The organism is Rhizobium sp. ZW T2_16, from assembly GCF_044987325.1.
Lineage (GTDB): Bacteria > Pseudomonadota > Alphaproteobacteria > Rhizobiales > Rhizobiaceae > Neorhizobium > Neorhizobium cellulosilyticum.
On record NZ_JBJDRG010000001.1, the window covers coordinates 26,651 to 43,241 of the forward strand.

General features: G+C 58.9%; 15 protein-coding genes. 6 read left to right on the forward strand and 9 right to left on the reverse strand.

What is annotated here, in order from left to right:
* Positions 1-6: 6 nt before the first annotated feature.
* From alaS to cckA, 3 genes are all read right to left on the reverse strand, one after another.
* Positions 7-2,661, reverse strand: a complete 2,655-nt coding sequence (gene alaS / locus ACI3K0_RS00135; RefSeq protein WP_404944764.1) for an alanine--tRNA ligase — start codon at positions 2,659-2,661, stop codon at positions 7-9.
* Positions 2,662-2,851: 190 nt separating this feature from the next.
* Positions 2,852-3,940, reverse strand: coding sequence for a recombinase RecA (gene recA / locus ACI3K0_RS00140; protein ID WP_183821664.1), 1,089 nt, complete (start codon positions 3,938-3,940; stop codon positions 2,852-2,854).
* 237 nt (positions 3,941-4,177) lie between these two features.
* On the reverse strand, positions 4,178-6,787 hold the full coding sequence (gene cckA / locus ACI3K0_RS00145; protein WP_404944765.1) for a cell cycle histidine kinase CckA: 2,610 nt from the start codon (positions 6,785-6,787) through the stop codon (positions 4,178-4,180).
* 251 nt (positions 6,788-7,038) lie between these two features.
* On the opposite strand from cckA, the gene ACI3K0_RS00150 reads away from it, so the two are divergent.
* The gene (locus ACI3K0_RS00150) at positions 7,039-8,034 is read left to right on the forward strand and encodes a flagellar biosynthetic protein FliO (RefSeq protein ID WP_183821662.1); all 996 of its coding nucleotides are present in this window, start codon (positions 7,039-7,041) and stop codon (positions 8,032-8,034) included.
* Positions 8,035-8,117: 83 nt separating this feature from the next.
* Here the strand turns inward: ACI3K0_RS00150 and dksA are convergent, their stop codons facing one another.
* The gene (gene dksA / locus ACI3K0_RS00155; RefSeq protein WP_148144342.1) at positions 8,118-8,537 is read right to left on the reverse strand and encodes an RNA polymerase-binding protein DksA; all 420 of its coding nucleotides are present in this window, start codon (positions 8,535-8,537) and stop codon (positions 8,118-8,120) included.
* A 256-nt stretch (positions 8,538-8,793) separates the two neighbouring features.
* Here dksA and ACI3K0_RS00160 point away from each other — a divergent pair, with 256 nt between their 5' ends.
* From ACI3K0_RS00160 to ACI3K0_RS00175, 4 genes are all read left to right on the forward strand, one after another.
* Complete coding sequence (locus tag ACI3K0_RS00160; RefSeq protein WP_148144341.1) at positions 8,794-9,291, forward strand: histidine phosphatase family protein; 498 nt, start codon at positions 8,794-8,796, stop codon at positions 9,289-9,291.
* 67 nt (positions 9,292-9,358) lie between these two features.
* The gene (locus tag ACI3K0_RS00165) at positions 9,359-10,828 is read left to right on the forward strand and encodes a YcjX family protein (RefSeq protein ID WP_183821661.1); all 1,470 of its coding nucleotides are present in this window, start codon (positions 9,359-9,361) and stop codon (positions 10,826-10,828) included.
* Complete coding sequence (locus ACI3K0_RS00170) at positions 10,825-11,898, forward strand: YcjF family protein (RefSeq protein WP_183821660.1); 1,074 nt, start codon at positions 10,825-10,827, stop codon at positions 11,896-11,898. The genes ACI3K0_RS00165 and ACI3K0_RS00170 overlap by 4 nt, the downstream gene beginning before the upstream one ends.
* A 117-nt stretch (positions 11,899-12,015) precedes the next feature.
* Positions 12,016-12,573: a hypothetical protein gene (locus tag ACI3K0_RS00175; RefSeq protein ID WP_183821659.1), complete on the forward strand. Its 558-nt coding sequence runs from the start codon at positions 12,016-12,018 to the stop codon at positions 12,571-12,573.
* A 93-nt stretch (positions 12,574-12,666) separates the two neighbouring features.
* On the opposite strand, the gene folK is transcribed toward ACI3K0_RS00175, so the two are convergent.
* From folK to folP, 3 genes are read right to left on the reverse strand one after another with little or no spacing between them, the layout of a single operon-like run.
* Positions 12,667-13,221 carry a 2-amino-4-hydroxy-6-hydroxymethyldihydropteridine diphosphokinase gene (folK, locus tag ACI3K0_RS00180; protein WP_183821658.1) on the reverse strand — a complete coding sequence of 185 codons (555 nt, stop codon included), beginning with the start codon at positions 13,219-13,221 and terminating at the stop codon, positions 12,667-12,669.
* The gene (folB, locus tag ACI3K0_RS00185) at positions 13,190-13,549 is read right to left on the reverse strand and encodes a dihydroneopterin aldolase (protein ID WP_183822424.1); all 360 of its coding nucleotides are present in this window, start codon (positions 13,547-13,549) and stop codon (positions 13,190-13,192) included. Before folB ends, folK begins: the two co-directional genes overlap by 32 nt.
* A gap of 5 nt (positions 13,550-13,554) precedes the next feature.
* The gene (gene folP, locus ACI3K0_RS00190) at positions 13,555-14,355 is read right to left on the reverse strand and encodes a dihydropteroate synthase (RefSeq protein ID WP_183821657.1); all 801 of its coding nucleotides are present in this window, start codon (positions 14,353-14,355) and stop codon (positions 13,555-13,557) included.
* Between the two features lie 190 nt (positions 14,356-14,545).
* On the opposite strand from folP, the gene ACI3K0_RS00195 reads away from it, so the two are divergent.
* Positions 14,546-15,157: a DUF922 domain-containing Zn-dependent protease gene (locus ACI3K0_RS00195; RefSeq protein WP_404944766.1), complete on the forward strand. Its 612-nt coding sequence runs from the start codon at positions 14,546-14,548 to the stop codon at positions 15,155-15,157.
* 364 nt (positions 15,158-15,521) lie between these two features.
* On the opposite strand, the gene ACI3K0_RS00200 is transcribed toward ACI3K0_RS00195, so the two are convergent.
* Together ACI3K0_RS00200 and ACI3K0_RS00205 are read right to left on the reverse strand one after the other, a co-directional pair.
* Positions 15,522-15,842, reverse strand: a complete 321-nt coding sequence (locus tag ACI3K0_RS00200; RefSeq protein ID WP_148144334.1) for a 2Fe-2S iron-sulfur cluster-binding protein — start codon at positions 15,840-15,842, stop codon at positions 15,522-15,524.
* A 139-nt stretch (positions 15,843-15,981) separates the two neighbouring features.
* Entirely contained in the window at positions 15,982-16,353 is a 372-nt protein-coding gene (locus ACI3K0_RS00205) for an Hpt domain-containing protein (protein WP_148144333.1), read from the reverse strand.
* Positions 16,354-16,591: the final 238 nt, after the last annotated feature.

Here is a 16,591-nt window from a genome sequence, read left to right on the forward strand (position 1 = left end):
TTTCAATCAGGCGCCAAGTGCGGCCGCAACCGCCTCGATCGCCTCGTCTGCCTTGGCGCCATCCGGGCCACCAGCCTGGGCCATGTCCGGGCGACCACCGCCACCCTTGCCGCCGAGAGCGGCGGACGCGATGCGGACCAGATCGACTGCGCTGAACCGGCCAACCAGATCTTCGGTCACAGCGACAACCGCGCTTGCCTTGCCGTCTTCGGACACGCCGATCAGCGTGACGACGCCTGAACCGAGCGATGCCTTGCCTTCGTCGGCGAGGCCTTTCAGATCCTTGGCGTCGATACCGGCCAGAACGCGGCCCATGAACTTGGTACCGCCGATCTCGCGCGCTTCAGTCGCCGAGCCGCCTTCACCGCCGCCCATGGCAAGGCGACGCTTGGCATCCGCAAGTTCCTTTTCGAGCTTGCGGCGCTCTTCAACCAGAGCCTCGACGCGCGACACGACTTCCGATGGCTGCACCTTCAGCGCGCCGGCAAGCGACTTCACCCGATCGTCCTGTTCGGACAGATAGGCGCGAGCTGCCTCACCCGTCACAGCTTCGACGCGGCGAACGCCGGCGCCGACGGCGCTTTCCGACAGTACCCGGACGAGACCTATATCGCCGGTCGCATTGACATGCGTGCCGCCGCAAAGCTCGATCGAATAAGGCTTGCCGGCCTTGGGGCCGTCGATTGCCGTACCCATCGATACGACACGAACTTCGTCGCCGTATTTTTCGCCAAACAGCGCCATCGCACCTTCGGCAATCGCATCATCGACGCTCATCAGACGAGTGGTGACCTTGGCGTTCTGGATGATGATGGCATTGGCCATTTCTTCAACGCGCTGCAGTTCCTCCGCCGACATCGGCTTCGGATGCGATACGTCGAACCGCAGGCGCTCGGGCGCTACCAGCGAGCCCTTCTGGGCGACATGGGTGCCGAGCACTTCACGCAGCGCCTCATGTAGCAGATGGGTTGCCGAGTGGTTGGAGCGCAGGCGCGAACGGCGGGCGTGATCCACTGTCAGTATGACGGCGTCACCGACCTTCAGCTTGCCTTCCGAAACCTTGGCAATGTGAACAAACAGTCCCTCGCCCTTCTTCTGCGTGTCAGAAACAGCAACCTTGCCATTATCGCTGAAGACGACACCTGCATCGCCCATCTGACCACCGGATTCGCCGTAGAACGGCGTCTGGCTAACGACGATCTGGACGTCTTCGCCGGCAGCAGCGGTATCAACCGCCTTGCCGTACCTGACGATCGCCTGGATTACACCTTCGGCCTTCTCGGTGTCGTAACCGAGGAATTCGGTAGCACCGTGCTTTTCCTTCAGCTCGAACCAGATCGTTTCGGTCGCCTTGTCGCCGGAGCCTGCCCAGTGCGACCGGGCTTCCGCCTTCTGGCGCTCCATTGCATCGGTAAAGCCGGCGATATCGACGCCGATTTCGCGGGCGCGCAATGCGTCCTGTGTCAGATCGAGCGGGAAGCCGTAGGTGTCGTAAAGCTTGAAAGCGGTCTCGCCGTCGAGCATGTCGCCCTTATCGAGATCGGTCGTCGCATCGGAAAGGAGCGTAAGGCCGCGCTCCAGCGTCTTGCGGAAGCGGGTTTCTTCCAGCTTCAGCGTTTCGGACGTGAGCGCCTCGGCACGAACCAGCTCCGGATAGGCGCGTCCCATTTCCTGGATGAGCGTCGGCAAGAGCTTGTACATGACCGGCTCCTTCGCACCCAGAAGCTGGGCGTGACGCATGGCGCGGCGCATGATGCGGCGAAGGACGTAACCGCGCCCTTCATTCGACGGCAGGACACCATCGGCAATCAGGAAGGCTGAGGAGCGAAGATGGTCGGCGATGACGCGGTGGCTGGCGCTACCTTCCGCCTTGACGCCCATGACGTCTTCAATCGTGCCGATCAGCGTGCGGAACAGGTCAGTGTCGAAAACGCTCTGCTTGCCCTGCAGCACGCAGGCCATACGCTCGAGGCCCATGCCGGTATCGATCGACGGACGCGGCAACAACGAGCGCTCGCCCGGTGCGGTCTGCTCGAACTGCATGAAAACGAGGTTCCAGAATTCAAGGAAACGATCGCCATCCTCTTCCGGCGAACCGGGAGGACCGCCCCAGACGTTTTCGCCCTGGTCGATGAAGATTTCCGAGCACGGACCGCAGGGACCGGTGTCGCCCATCTGCCAGAAATTGTCGGAGGTCGGGATGCGGATGATCTTGTCGTCGGAGAAACCGGCGATCTTCTTCCACAGGGTCGCAGCTTCCTCGTCCTCGGAATAGACGGTTACCAACAGCCGGTTCTTCGGCAGGTCGAAACCTTCGGTGACAAGCTTCCAGGCAAGCTCGATCGCCTGTTCCTTGAAATAGTCGCCGAAGGAGAAGTTGCCGAGCATCTCGAAAAAGGTGAGATGGCGGGCGGTGTAACCGACATTGTCGAGGTCGTTATGCTTGCCACCGGCGCGCACGCATTTCTGCGATGTCGTCGCGGTCGAATATGCACGCTTTTCAAGGCCGGTGAAGACGTTCTTGAACTGCACCATGCCGGCATTGGTGAACATCAGCGTCGGGTCGTTGCGCGGAACGAGCGGGCTCGAATCCACAACCTCGTGGCCATTCTTCTTGAAGTAGTCGAGGAAGGTCGACCGGATGTCATTCACGCCGCTCATGCTACGCCCTTTTCAACCGCCGATGCGGTACCAGTATTTGAAGTCAAAAGGCTTGTATCGTCCACATAAGCGACTGTCCAGCCGAACGGAAAACCGGCCGCACATCTTGCGATGGCGGCCGGTAGAAAGTGACATCAGGGAAACAGAAGAGGTGTCCCGCCTGCGGCGGAATGCCCCTCACCCAATCAAATCAGTCGTCGGCGGATCCGTCACCGTCATTGGCGTCCGGACCACCGTTCTGCAAGAAACGATCTGCGATCAGGCCGGCATTCTGGCGCAGCGAAGTTTCGATCTCGCGCGCAAGTTCCGGATTTTCGCGCAGGAAGGTTTTGGCGTTTTCGCGCCCCTGGCCGAGACGCTGGCTGTTATAGGAGAACCAGGCGCCCGACTTCTCGACAATACCGGCCTTGACGCCGAGATCGACAAGTTCGCCGGTCTTCGACACACCCTCGCCATACATGATGTCGAACTCGACCTGCTTGAAGGGAGGCGCCATCTTGTTCTTGACGACCTTGACGCGGGTCTGGTTGCCCACGACTTCCTCGCGCTCCTTCACCTGGCCGATACGACGGATATCGAGACGAACCGAGGCGTAGAATTTCAGGGCGTTACCGCCGGTCGTCGTTTCCGGCGAACCAAACATCACGCCGATCTTCATACGGATCTGGTTGATGAAGATCACCATTGTGTTCGACTTGGAGATCGACGCGGTCAGCTTGCGCAGCGCCTGGCTCATCAGACGAGCCTGAAGACCCGGCAGGCTGTCCCCCATCTCGCCTTCGATTTCGGCGCGCGGCGTCAGCGCCGCAACCGAGTCAACGACCAGAACATCGACAGCGCCGGAACGAACCAGTGTGTCGGTGATTTCCAAAGCCTGCTCACCGGTATCCGGCTGCGAGATCAGGAGGTTCTGCAGGTCGACACCGAGCTTGCGGGCATAGACCGGATCAAGCGCGTGTTCAGCATCGACGAAGGCGCAGATGCCGCCCTTCTTCTGGGCTTCTGCAATCGTCTGCAGCGCGAGTGTCGTCTTACCCGAACTTTCAGGGCCGTAAATTTCGATGATACGGCCCTTGGGGAGACCGCCAATGCCGAGCGCAATATCGAGGCTGAGAGAGCCGGTAGAAACCGTCTCGATCTCGACGATATTTTCGTTCGAACCGAGCTTCATGATCGAGCCTTTGCCGAAGGATCGTTCAATCTGCGAGAGTGCTGCTTCGAGCGCCTTACTCTTGTCCACGCCTTTTTCCTCTACGAGCCGCAATGTGTTCTGTGCCATGAGATCCCACCTTTAGGTTATTGCCGCCGCGCAAGCAATGAAGCAGCCGATGGGATATTCGTACTCATTTTGTTCTCATTTTGCAAGCCCCGCCCAAGTGCCTGCAACAAAAACATTATTTCACCTTTGTTCCATTAATGTTCACGCCATCCTCCGGCTGTGGAAAGATCGATTGGAATCAACAGCTTCGGCAACCGGATGCCAAGGTCGATCCGCTCTCGGAAAGACCGTTGGGCACTATTCCGAATCAAGCATCTCGCGCACGGCGACAGCCAGTTGCTTGAGCGAAAACGGCTTCGGCAGAAAGCCGAATTTCGCATCCGCTGGCAAGTTGCGGGCAAAGGCGTCTTCCGCATATCCAGATACGAAGATGAACTTCAGGTCGGGATAGGTCTTGCGCAATTCGCCGAGCAGCGTCGGGCCGTCCATCTCGGGCATCACGACGTCGGACACCACGATATCCACCTTGCCTTCAAGCTCTTCCATGATGTCGAGCGCTTCAGTGCCTGAGCCGGCCTCGTGGACAGTGTAGCCACGTGTCTCCAGCATGCGCTTGCCGCCGCGACGGACGGCTTCTTCATCTTCGACAAGAAGAACGACGGCAGATTTTCCCGTCAAATCCACATGCTCGGCGGTGGCTGCTGCGGCCGTCTCGGCCTTCACAACATTATCAGTCACCCCTGCGATAGCGGCCGGCGCATGAGAGACCTGCTGAACTTCAGGGATATGGCGTGGCAGGAACATACGGAAGCTCGTTCCTTTGCCCATCTCCGATTCCGGATAGATATAGCCGCCGGATTGCTTGACGATGCCATAGACCATCGCCAGGCCGAGGCCTGTTCCCTTGCCCACTTCCTTGGTGGTGAAGAACGGTTCGAAGATCTTGTCCATGATTTCCGGCGCAATACCCGTGCCGCTATCGGAGACCTCGATCATGACGAAATCTTCGGACGGCAGATCAGCCTGCTGGAAGCTTGCGGCATCGCTGGCCGTCACGTTGCGAGTTTTGATCAGAATGGTGCCGCCGCTGGGCATCGCATCGCGCGCGTTGACGCAGAGATTGATCAGTACCTGCTCGAACTGCGAGAGGTCCGTGCGCACCGGCCAGAGATCCCGACCATAGTCGACCTCCAGTTTGACATTGGTGCCGGAAATCAGGCGATCGACCAGCATGCGCAGGTCGCCCACCACATCGGTCAGGTTGAGCACAGCCGGGCGCATCGTCTGCTTGCGCGAGAAGGCCAGCAGCTGGCGCACCAGCACGGCCGCCCTGTTGGCGTTGCGCTTGATCTCCATCAGATCGGCAAAACTGGCATCGGAAGGCCGCGCCTGCAACAGGAGGTGATCGGAAGACAGCAGGATCGCCGTCAGCACATTGTTGAAATCGTGCGCGATACCACCCGCCAGCGTGCCGACCGCATTCAGCTTCTGTGTCTGCGCCATCTGTGTTTCTAGCGCCTTCTGCTCGGTGGTCTCGACAGCATAGACGATCGCCACTTCCTCGGGCGCCTCGTCGCTTTCGTCGATCACCGCATTGACGTAAAAACGCACATAGCGGTTTTCGTCCGCCGGATGCCGCGATTCGAGCGGCAAGATATCGCCCTGCCTGTCCTTGGCAGCGGCAAGTGCCTCCATCAATGTTTCCCGGGCGCTCTCGTGGACAATGCGCTCCAGTTCTGCGGCACCGGCATCAACGTCGTCGCGAGACACGACGCCGGCGAAAAGCCTCAGGAACGGCGCATTGATGCGCAGTATCTTGCCATTCCCGTCCACCGAGGCGATCGCCATCGGCGTGTTGTTGAAAAACCGGGTAAATCGCATGGCGGAGGCGGACTGGTCGGTTTCCGTGCCTTTCGCCCGCATCAGAACGACAGTGCGGCTTTCCCCCGGCGCTCCATCGCGCATGGCGCTGACATTGTGAACCAGTTTCGCCGGAAGACTCTGACCGTTTGCGCGGCGAAGGTCGAGTTCCAGTGTTTCCGTGCGCTTCAGCCCGGGCGCTGCCTGCACGGATTGGATGAGAGCCATACCCTCACCTGCAATCAGATCCGAAATCCTCATGGATTGCGGCGTGAACTTGGTCAGGTCCAGCCCAAGCCACTCGGCAAGCGTCGCGTTCAGATAGAAGATCTCGCCCTTCCTGCCGGCAGAGAAGAACCCTACAGGCGCGTGATCAAGATAATCGATCGCATTCTGCAATTCGCGGAAGAAGCGCTCCTGATCGTCCCGCTCCGAGGTGATGTCGGTTATTTCCCATATGTCGAGCGTGTTGCGCGCCCCCGTGCCGAGCAGACGGGCCTTGAGGCGATACCAGTGCGCATCCGAACCGTTGCCGGTCAGCCGGCCGAGCGGCTGCAACAAGCGAAACTCCTCGTGTCCCTCCCGCCCTTCGCGAAGGGCCGCCGTCAGGCGGTAAAGAGCTTCGGTCGATTCGCGCGTTTTCGACAGCAGGGTTTCCAGCGATTGGACGTTGTGGCTGCCCGAAGCACCAGTCATCCGCCCATAGGCGGCGTTGGCATAAACAATCCGCCCCTTGGCATCGGTCACGACAATTCCATCAGGATGACTGGCCAGAAAGCTGCGGGCCAATTCATCGGAGCGCGACTGCGGCATGACCTCGACAAGGCCGATCAGTGACGAAACGATGAAGAAGATTCCCACCATCGCCAGGATGCCCAGAATGCCGAGAACGACCTCGTTATCCAGTGCCCGCTGAAACACGACAAACGCGATGGCGACCCCCAGAAGCACCATCGCCAGAAGCACGATCCTGACAGCCGTACCACCGCGACTGCCGCGATCAACCAATGGCGCTTCGTCGTTGCCGGCTTTCGGCGAACTGGTCATCGATACCTCTTGCTCCGATGCATGCACCGGCGTCACAAATGCACCCCGTGGCGCTTGCGATTCTCTCTTAGCAATTTGAAGATGAAGCAAAAAGCTCCTGAAAGCCACAAAAGGCGGGACAGCGCAGCACCCTGCCCTATGTGAGATGCGAATGAGACACATTTTAGCGTTGACGGGCAGGCCCGACACTTGCCTCGCGGGGCAAAAAATCGTCTGTGTCAGAAGCATAGATCGCATAAGGAGTTACATAAATGGTCGCAGAACTGTGGGGCGAATACGGTCGCAACCTCCTCGTGGCGGTCATTGGCGTAGGTTTGGCCCTTGTCTGCCTCGTCGGAATTCTGTGGATAGTGCGCGGACGCCGGGGGCCATCGCCTTTCGTGCGTGGCGGGCGCAACCGTCAACCGCGATTGCAGGTGCTCGACGCAGCCGCCGTCGATGCGCGACGTCGGCTGGTTCTCGTAAGACGTGACGATGTCGAACATCTGATCATGATCGGTGGACCGACCGACGTGGTCATCGAAAGCCGGATTGTCAGTTCAAGCCAAAGCGCCGAACCTTCGGAACAGGAAGTGCAGCCTGCTCCACGGTCAGCCATCCCTGTGTCCGCCACCGCAAGACCATCCGCAGCCGAGCCGGCAAGACGACCGGTCCCGGCCTCCGCTCAAAGGGTGGAAATGATCAACGCGCGTGACACCAATATTCACTCGCGAGAAAACCGAGGCGCAGTATCACCGCCGCAACCTGCCGCCACTGTCGCGGCAAACACCATTCCGGCGCAGCGCCTGGAGCCAGTTGCGGCAACTCCAACCGTCAATCCGGCTCGCATTGACAATTTGCCTTCTGAGCCGCGCGTGGAACCAAAGGCGTCCGCGCAGCCGTCGCTCGACGATGCCGCCCGTTTTCTTGACAGTCAGCGCGAGCGCGTATTTGTCGATCGCAATCCGCCAGCATCCGCTTCGGCACCTGCAGTACAGGCGATATCTCAGCCCGCCCCGGCTGCTGTTGCGAAGCCCACAGGCCTCGGAAGCGATTTCGAGAAAATTCTTGAAGAGGAAATGGCGCAGAACATGGCTGCCCGCGAACCATCCCTCGCCAATCGGTCAAATCGCCCGTCGCAGCCAGCAGGCTCGGCCATCGCCGTGCCGGTCGTCGCTGCGCCCGGCAACGTCTCGCGGGACGAGCCGTCGCTGCAAAGCGAGGTTGCCCGCATATTCGGTGAAATGTCCGCCAGCCGCGAAAAGTAACGGCGCTCACGAACAGTAAGATGCAAACAAAAAAGGCACGTCAAAACGTGCCTTTTTTGTTTTCTATACTGACCCGGCGAACATTATTCGTCGCGATAGACCTTTTCACGTCGCTCGTGACGCTCCTGCGCCTCGATCGACAACGTTGCGATGGGACGGGCGTCCAGTCGCTTCAGGCCGATCGGTTCGCCGGTTTCTTCGCAATAGCCATAAGTCCCATCATCGATACGCTGCATGGCGGCATCGATCTTGGATATAAGCTTGCGCTGCCGGTCACGAGCGCGCAATTCGATTGCACGGTCCGTTTCCGATGAAGCGCGGTCTGCGAGGTCCGGATGGTTTGCACTCTCCTCAGCCAAGTGCCCGAGCGTTTCTCGCGCCTCTCTGAGGATGTCATTCTTCCATGCGATCAGTTTGGCCCTGAAGTATGCCTTCTGATTTGCATTCATGAACTCTTCGTTTTCCGAGAGCACATAGTTACTAAGATCGATCTTCTCACTCAACGCGATTCTCCTGAAGAACATCTCATGAGGCCCCTATACTCCATTAACCAGTCCTCATTCAAGCCTTTCGCCCAGATTTGCAGCAGTTTTAAATTTGTCACAAAATTCGGCTAAGTGACTAATTTTTATGCTTTTCCCATAATCGCATGGGTAGCCGGCTTCAAAACACCTCAACCGGCGGCACATGATCCGGTTGACCAATCGACCAAAGCAACGTTACGCCTTTTACTCAGCGTTTCATTTTGGCGAGCCGAAGATGATCGAACCTGAACCATTCCGTATTTATCTGATGCGCCATGCTCAGGCGGCCTCGGCAGTGCCGGGCGGACGGGATTTCGACCGTGTGCTCGACGAACGCGGTTATGCACAGGCTGAGATGGTGGCCGATCGCGCGGCAGACCTCGGATATGTGCCGGATCGCCTTATCAGCTCGACGGCAGAGCGCTGCCGGCAGACTGCGGAAATCGTGCGCAGGGCGGTTCGGGAAACGCTGGAGATCACGTTCGTCGACGAACTCTATAACGGCACGCCGGATCTTTATGCGACGATAATTGCCGGGCAGCGCCCTGCCCGATCCGTCATGCTGATCGGGCACAACCCGAGCATAGACCTGTTGCTGGAAGGACTGATAGGCAAGGCAGAGCGGCGGGCCGCCATGCCGGGAGGATATCCGACGGCGGGACTTGCCGTGCTCGACTATGGCGCGCAGGCAGATTCCGGCGGTTGGACGCTGACCAACCTGCTCAGCATCTGATCCGGTCGACATTGCGGGCCGGCATCCCACGCCTATATAGGGGAAAACACTTTTTCGGGATCCCGCCTTGGCGCCTTCGCTGACCAGTTTTACCGACGACGCTCGAATTGCCCTCGACAACATCGCCGACCGCGCGTCGGGGCTCGTCAACCCGACGATACGACTCGGCGTGACCGGCCTTTCCCGCGCCGGCAAGACGGTGCTGATTTCGTCGATCGTGCAGAATTTGCTGAATGGGGGTCGTTTGCCACTGTTCGAAGCGGTTCGCTCCGGCCGGGTTTCGGGTATCCGGCTCGAAGAGCAGCCGGACGACGCCATTCCGCGGTTTCAATACGAAGATCACATCCAGGCGCTCGTTCGCGATCGCATATGGCCTGATTCGACGCGCGCCATTTCCGAATTACGGCTGACAATCGACTATCAGAGCGCCAGCGGCTGGAACCGCCTGTTTTCGCCCGGCAGGCTTTCCCTCGATATCGTCGATTATCCGGGCGAGTGGCTCCTCGATCTGCCACTTCTTGCGCAGGATTATCGCGAATTCAGCAATACCACTGCGGAGCTGGCGCAGACGGGCATCCGCAAGGAACTCGCCCAAGACTGGATGCAGCTTGCAACCACGATCGATATGGACGCGCCAGCCGACGAAATGAAGGCTCGGCGTCTTTTTGAGGTGTTTTCCGCCTATCTCAAAGCCTGCAAGTCCGACGAGCGGTCGCTATCGACGCTGCCTCCGGGGCGTTTCCTGATGCCCGGAGATCTCGAAGGCTCGCCGGCGCTGACATTCGCGCCGTTGCCCGGCATTGCCGAGACATCTGCGATAAAGGGTTCATTGCGGGCAATGATGGAGCGCCGCTTCGAGGCTTACAAGACCGTGGTCGTGAAACCTTTCTTCCGGCATCACTTTGCGCGGCTAGACCGGCAGATCGTGCTCGTCGATGCGCTTCAGGCGATCAATCGCGGTCCGGAAGCGCTTGAGGATCTCGAACGGGCGCTTGGCGATGTTCTCGGCTGTTTCCGCCCGGGACATAACAGCTTCTTCTCATCGTTCGTCACACGCCGGATCGACAAGGTTCTGATCGCTGCCACCAAGGCAGACCATTTGCACCACGAGAGCCATGACCGGCTTGAGCGGCTGACCGGTCGCCTGGTGGACCGCGCCATTCAGCGCATCGGTTTGTCGGGTGCCGGTTTCGAGGTTATGGCGATTGCCTCGGTGCGCGCCACACGCGAAGCCAGTATCAAGGAAGGCAATCACATGCTTCCGGTGATCGTCGGCACGCCGATGGCGGGCGAAACGATCAATGGCGAGCGATTTGACGGCACGAAGACGACGGCGATTTTTCCCGGCGACCTGCCGGCAGATCCGACTCATATGTTTAACACGCTTGATAGCGACAGCCCTGATCTGCCGGACATCAACTTTGTCCGTTTCCGGCCTCCAGCGCTGGAGGGGCGTCCGGGCAGCCTCAATCTCGCAGTGCCGCATATCCGGCTCGACCGTGCCCTGCAGTTCCTGCTCGGAGACCGCCTCGCATGAGACCGCCCTACACCAACGATCCGTCCCGACGCCGTCCGGCTGCATTTCAGGTGGAGGATGATGCCTCACGGGAGACCGAAACGCCTTCCTCCGTGCGCCGTCCCAAAAGTTTCAACCAGCCCGTTACCGTGGTGCCGGACGAAGACGATCCGTTTTCCGGTGCGGATCTCGATGCAGCAAGCCTTCCGGTTGCGGAACCACGCCCGCGCAGAGGTTTCTCGTTTGTCGGATTGGCTACGGCGGCACTCGGCACATTCCTGTCGCTCGCCTTCGGGCTCTGGGCGGATCAGATCGTTCGCGATCTTTTCGCGCGCGCAGATTGGCTCGGTTATGCTGCGATCACGGCGCTGGCGCTGACACTTTTCGGATTGCTGGTCGTTGTCGGGCGCGAGATCATGGGGATAGCCCGGCTCGCCGCCGTGCAGAGCCTGAAGACCGAAGCGGAAGAGGCGGCAGCGTCCGTGCCGGCCCATCCTGCGCGCAAGGTGGTGGAACGCCTGACATCTCTCCTCAGCCATCGGGCAGAGACGGCTAAGGGACGTAGTGTTCTCGAAGGCACCAAGGACGATATTATCGACGGCCCGCACCTTCTCGATCTGGCCGAGCGCGAATTGCTGACGCCGCTCGACCGTAAAGCCCGCGGCCTCATCCTGAACTCCTCGAAACGAGTCGCGGTCGTTACCGCCATCAGCCCTCGCGCGATCGTCGACCTTGCCTATGTGCTGTTCGAGGTCACCCGCCTTGTCCGCGCCATGGCGGAACTTTATGGCGCAAGGCCCGGAAAATTTGGGCTTTTGCGGCTGATCCGCGATGTCATCGCGCATCTGGCAGTCACAGGCTCCATCGCCGTCGGCGACGGTCTGGCCCAGCAGGTTCTCGGTCACGGACTTGCCTCGCGATTGTCGCGGCGGCTTGGTGAAGGCGTCATCAACGGGCTGCTCACAGCTCGTATCGGGATCGCCGCCATGGACCTGTGCAGACCGCTGCCGTTCCGTGCCTTGCCCCGGCCGGGGATCGGCGATTTCATGTCCGATATCGTTGCGGCGGGTCGCACCGACGAGAAAGATTAGCCCCCTTCCGGGACGCCCTGCGGACACCGAAAGATACGAAGCGTTAACCATTCTCGCTTAATTTCAGCCCCACTAAACATTGCCGCTGACAGCGGAACGTCCCAAGGGGAAAGCCTCATGTATTCGCGCTTCTTTTCGCTTTTCGGCGGGCTTGCCGCTTTGACTTTGGTCACCGCGGTCCCGGCATTTGCCCCGCAGGCAGAAGCGGCCTCCAGGGATCAGGTCTTTTTCCAGTCCGTTGCAGGCGCATGGAAGGGACCGGGCGAAATCGTTGCCGGCAAGTACAAGGGCACAAAGTTCAACTGCAGCCTCACGGGATCGCCATCTCCCGAAGGCGACACAGGCATCAAGCTCGACGGCACCTGCCGGGTCGGTGTATTTCAGCAGCCAATGACTGCGGTCATCACCCAGAGCGGACGTGGTTATACAGGCAAATTCCTTGATGGCGCCGAAGGCAAAGGCCTGGATATCGTTTCCGGCTCGGTCAACGGCGACAAGGTCGTGATGGGCATCAACCGCGCCAAACTCAACGGCGCAATGGTTGCAAGCCTGCGTGGTGACAACAAGATGAACATCACCATTTCGGTGAAGGTAGAAGACCAGATGGTACCCGTGATCGGCCTGTCGCTTGATCGTGATGTCGATTCGATCGCCGTAGGCGCGATCAAGGAATAATCAAGACCTCAGGCATCCAAGCCAATATTCTGCATTAATTTTGCTAAGTATATCGTTGCCTGAAAACGTATTTTCGTTTTCAGGCAAAAATGTTTATTCAACCGTGGAAATCTGCCGCCACCAGAGGCCGTCAGGTTTTGCTATGCTGATCCCGGTCGAATTCAGGCTCCCCGCCCAGCTTTCTGCCTTGCGTCCATTGATGATCATATGCGGCGCGAGGTCTGCAAGCGGCAACATCACAAAGGCGCGTTCCGTCATGCGCGGATGCGGTAATTCCAGCGCCGGCGTCTTCTCAACGCGGTCGCCATAAGTCAATATATCGATGTCCAGCGTTCTCGGCCCCCAACGCTCCGCCCTCACGCGCTTGCTTTCTCGCTCAAGGGCAAGACAGAGATCAAGCAGTTCCTCCGGCTCAAGCTCGGTGTCGATCAGCGCGCAGCAATTGAAGAAATCGGCCTGGTTCGTATTGCCCCATGGCGGGGTAAGGTAAAGCCGCGAAACAGCCAGAACCCGACAATCTTTTCGCGCATCAAGCGCCTGCAACGCGTGCGCCATGGCAGCGGCCGGATCGCCGATATTGCCGCCAAGTCCGAGTGCAGCGGTTTCCCAAGGACGATCAATTCCGATGCTCAACACGCACCTCCACATAATCCAGAATGCCGGCGATCGGTGCGCTCGGCTTTCTGATCGCCACCTCGACCCGGCGGATCATCGGCGACCATGCGACGAGGCCGAGAGCCACGTCATTGGCAAGTGTTTCGATCAGGTTACGACGGCTACCCGTCACGATGTTTTCGACCAGTTCATAGGCCAGCCCGTAGTGAACGGTCTGCTCGATATCATCGGACACGAGGGCATCCCCCGCCTCGACATCCATGACGACGTCGACGAAAAAGCGCTGACCAAGCGCCTTTTCCTGCTCGAAAACCCCATGATGCGCGTAAAAGGCACAGTTCTTGAGCGTGACCTGAAAGATCGTCATCAGTGTGCGTCTCCTGCCTGTCGAGTTGACCGTCGCGCCTCCAGAACTGCGTCAGCCATGCGCAACGCATCCAGATTTGCCGCCACATTATGAACCCTGAAGATCGACGCACCGGCCAGCCGCAGCATTGCGGTTGTTGCAGCGGTGGCGAAATCTCGCTCCGTCGCCGCGTCACGCGAGGTTATCGCGCCGACGAAACGTTTTCTCGATGTCCCGACAAGCAACGGAAAACCGAGCGAGTGGAGCTCACCGCTGCGCGCCATCAATTCATTGTCCTGTTCTCGCTTCTGAACGAAACCGAACCCGGGATCGAGCACGATTGCATCGTCTGCAATGCCAGAAACCTTCGCCCTATCCAGTGATTGGCCGAAAAACATCACCTCGTCTTCGATAATGTCTTCAAGAAGGTCGTCACGCCCACGTGCGGTATACATGATGCAGAGCCCGGCTCCGCTTTCGGAAACGACATCGGCCATCTGGCGATCGTGCCGCAAACCGTAAACATCGTTGACGATATGGGCGCCGGCAGAAATGGCGAGCCTTGCGGTCTCGGCGCGGTATGTGTCTACGGAAATCAACGTATCCGTTTCCCGCGCCAGCCTTTCGATGACCGGCAGGATGCGATCCTGCTCCTCGGCAGCTGTCACCATTGCGGCGCCCGGCCGCGTGGATTCACCACCGACGTCAAGGATGGACGCACCGTCGGAGATACACGAAAGCCCATGCCTCACAGCACTTTCGACATCGATGTAACAACCGCCATCGGAAAAACTGTCGGGCGTCACATTCAAGATCGCCATGATGTGACCGCCTGCATCAAGCGCAAGACTGCGTCCATGGGCAAGACGCCAGACGTTGTTGCACGACGATGTCACAGGTGATCCATCTTTTTGAAAGTAACGCAAATTTTCATGCCTTCGTGTTGCACTTGCGTTGGCTATGCCCCAAGCTCGTTTCAACTTCAACGTACCAGGCCAGAGAATGTTTTTGATGCGCAGAGTCCACCGGCTTTTCGGTGCAGCCTTCCTCCTCTGCGTGATCTCTATCCCGGCGCGGGCGGAACCTGTCATCTCAAAATCCTATTCCTATTTCCGCATCGGCGGCCGTACCGCCGAGGACCTCGACAAGGAACTGGAGCGCCATGGCCCGGTCACCAGGACCAGCGGACACCGGCATCCCGGCGCGACCGAGATCAAGTTCGGCGGAGAGGTGACCTATGTGGAGCGCGGCGGCCGCTGCTCCGTCGGCGGCGCCAAGGTGACGCTGCGGACCCACATCATCCTGCCGCGATGGAATATTGGCGGTAAGGCCGAGAAAGATCTGCGCTTCATCTGGGCGACCCTGTCGGCAGATATCAAGCGGCACGAAGAACGGCACGCAGAAATCGCCCGAAATTATGCCCGCATGCTGCAGAATGAGCTGCTTGCCCTGCCTGCCCGCAAAACCTGCGACGGTGTTGAGGCTCTCGTCACGGAAACCACGCGGCGCGTGCTTGCCGAACACGACAAGCAGCAAGCCCTTTTCGACCGCGTCGAAGCCAAAAATTTCGACGCTCGCATGACGAGGCTTCTGCAATACCGCATCGACCAGCGTCAGCGATAGATACGATCATAAACGAGCCGTTACCCGGCCTTGCGCCAGGCTTGCGGAGACACTGGTGAATAAAGGGCAATTTATTGCGGTGGCTTGGTGAAAGCCATTCCTGTATATTAGGCAGCAATTACCTATATATGTATCGGACAAGCATCCAACATTATTCGCTGCATGAAGCATGGCCTACTTCAACTCAATCCGAGAGCAAGGTCGTCGGTCAGCGTCCATTTTCGTGTTGTTTCAGTTTTCCGTGTTCCCTGGCGCGTAACCGAGCCGCAGGTGTCACCTCCCTCGCCTGCCGGCCTTGCGCCCACCTCGCCTCGCTCGACTCTGTGGAGCGAGGCTATTTTTTGGCGCCGCAAACTGTCTTTTTTCAGGCCTGACGCTCAGGAATATTGACGATGAGGCCGTCGAAATCAGCCTTCATCTTGATCTGACAGGAAAGACGTGAAGTCGGGCGAACATCGAAGGCAAAGTCCAGCATGTCTTCTTCCATCGGCGCTGGCGCGCCAACCTTTTCCGTCCATTCCTCGTCGACATAGACATGACAGGTGGCGCAGGCGCAGGCGCCGCCGCATTCCGCATCGATGCCGGGAACAGAATTGCGTACAGCATTCTCCATCACCGTCGAACCGTTGTCCGCGTCGATCTCGAAGCGTGTGCCGTCGAAGGCTACGATGGTCAATTTCGTCATTTTTGGAAGATCCGGGTTTTCGGGCATTGCCCTTTGGAAGCCTTGGGTAGACCCCGTCTGTGCCACCAAACTGCCGGTTCAGTCAATCTCACGGACGACGCCGGCTTTGCTGCCGGCGTCCACGTGATGCAAGGTAGTGTCAGCGGCAGAGGCCGGTGATGAAGTTTTCAGCCTCTATGACCGCCGCGTAAAGCGAGGCCAACGCCGCCGCCTCGCCGGGCTCTGCTTCCAGACGTGCGGCTGCAACCGATACACCGAAGGCGCCGACGGCATTTGCTGACCCCTTGAGCCGGTGCGCAAGCGCGGTCACCGTTGCAGCCTCGGCACTAGCGATTTCCTGTACAAGCGCGCGTGCCTGTCGTGCGAACATCTGCAGGATTTCGGCCTCTAGCGCCTTATCGCCCATCGTCTGTTTCGCCAGATGGACTAGGTCAACCGGACGATCCTTCGACGGGCATGCCGTCTTGTGATTGTCGGGAGATTCAAAAGCGATACGCGCGGCCGTTGCCATCTGCTTGGTTCCTTGCTTTATAATGATCTCAACTCCGGATTGTCCGTCGGAGCCATGGCTATCCCGTTAAATTTCGGCACAAACGCGGCGCAAATCTTCGCAAATGGTTAATTTGCATTAAAGTGCCGTGATTGCAGGGGTTTCACTCTGAGACGTGGTTTAAATCCTGTTAACAAGACGATGATGCCGGTATCATGATGACGCGTTTCGTTTGTGCGAAAAGGCTGATTGTGCCACT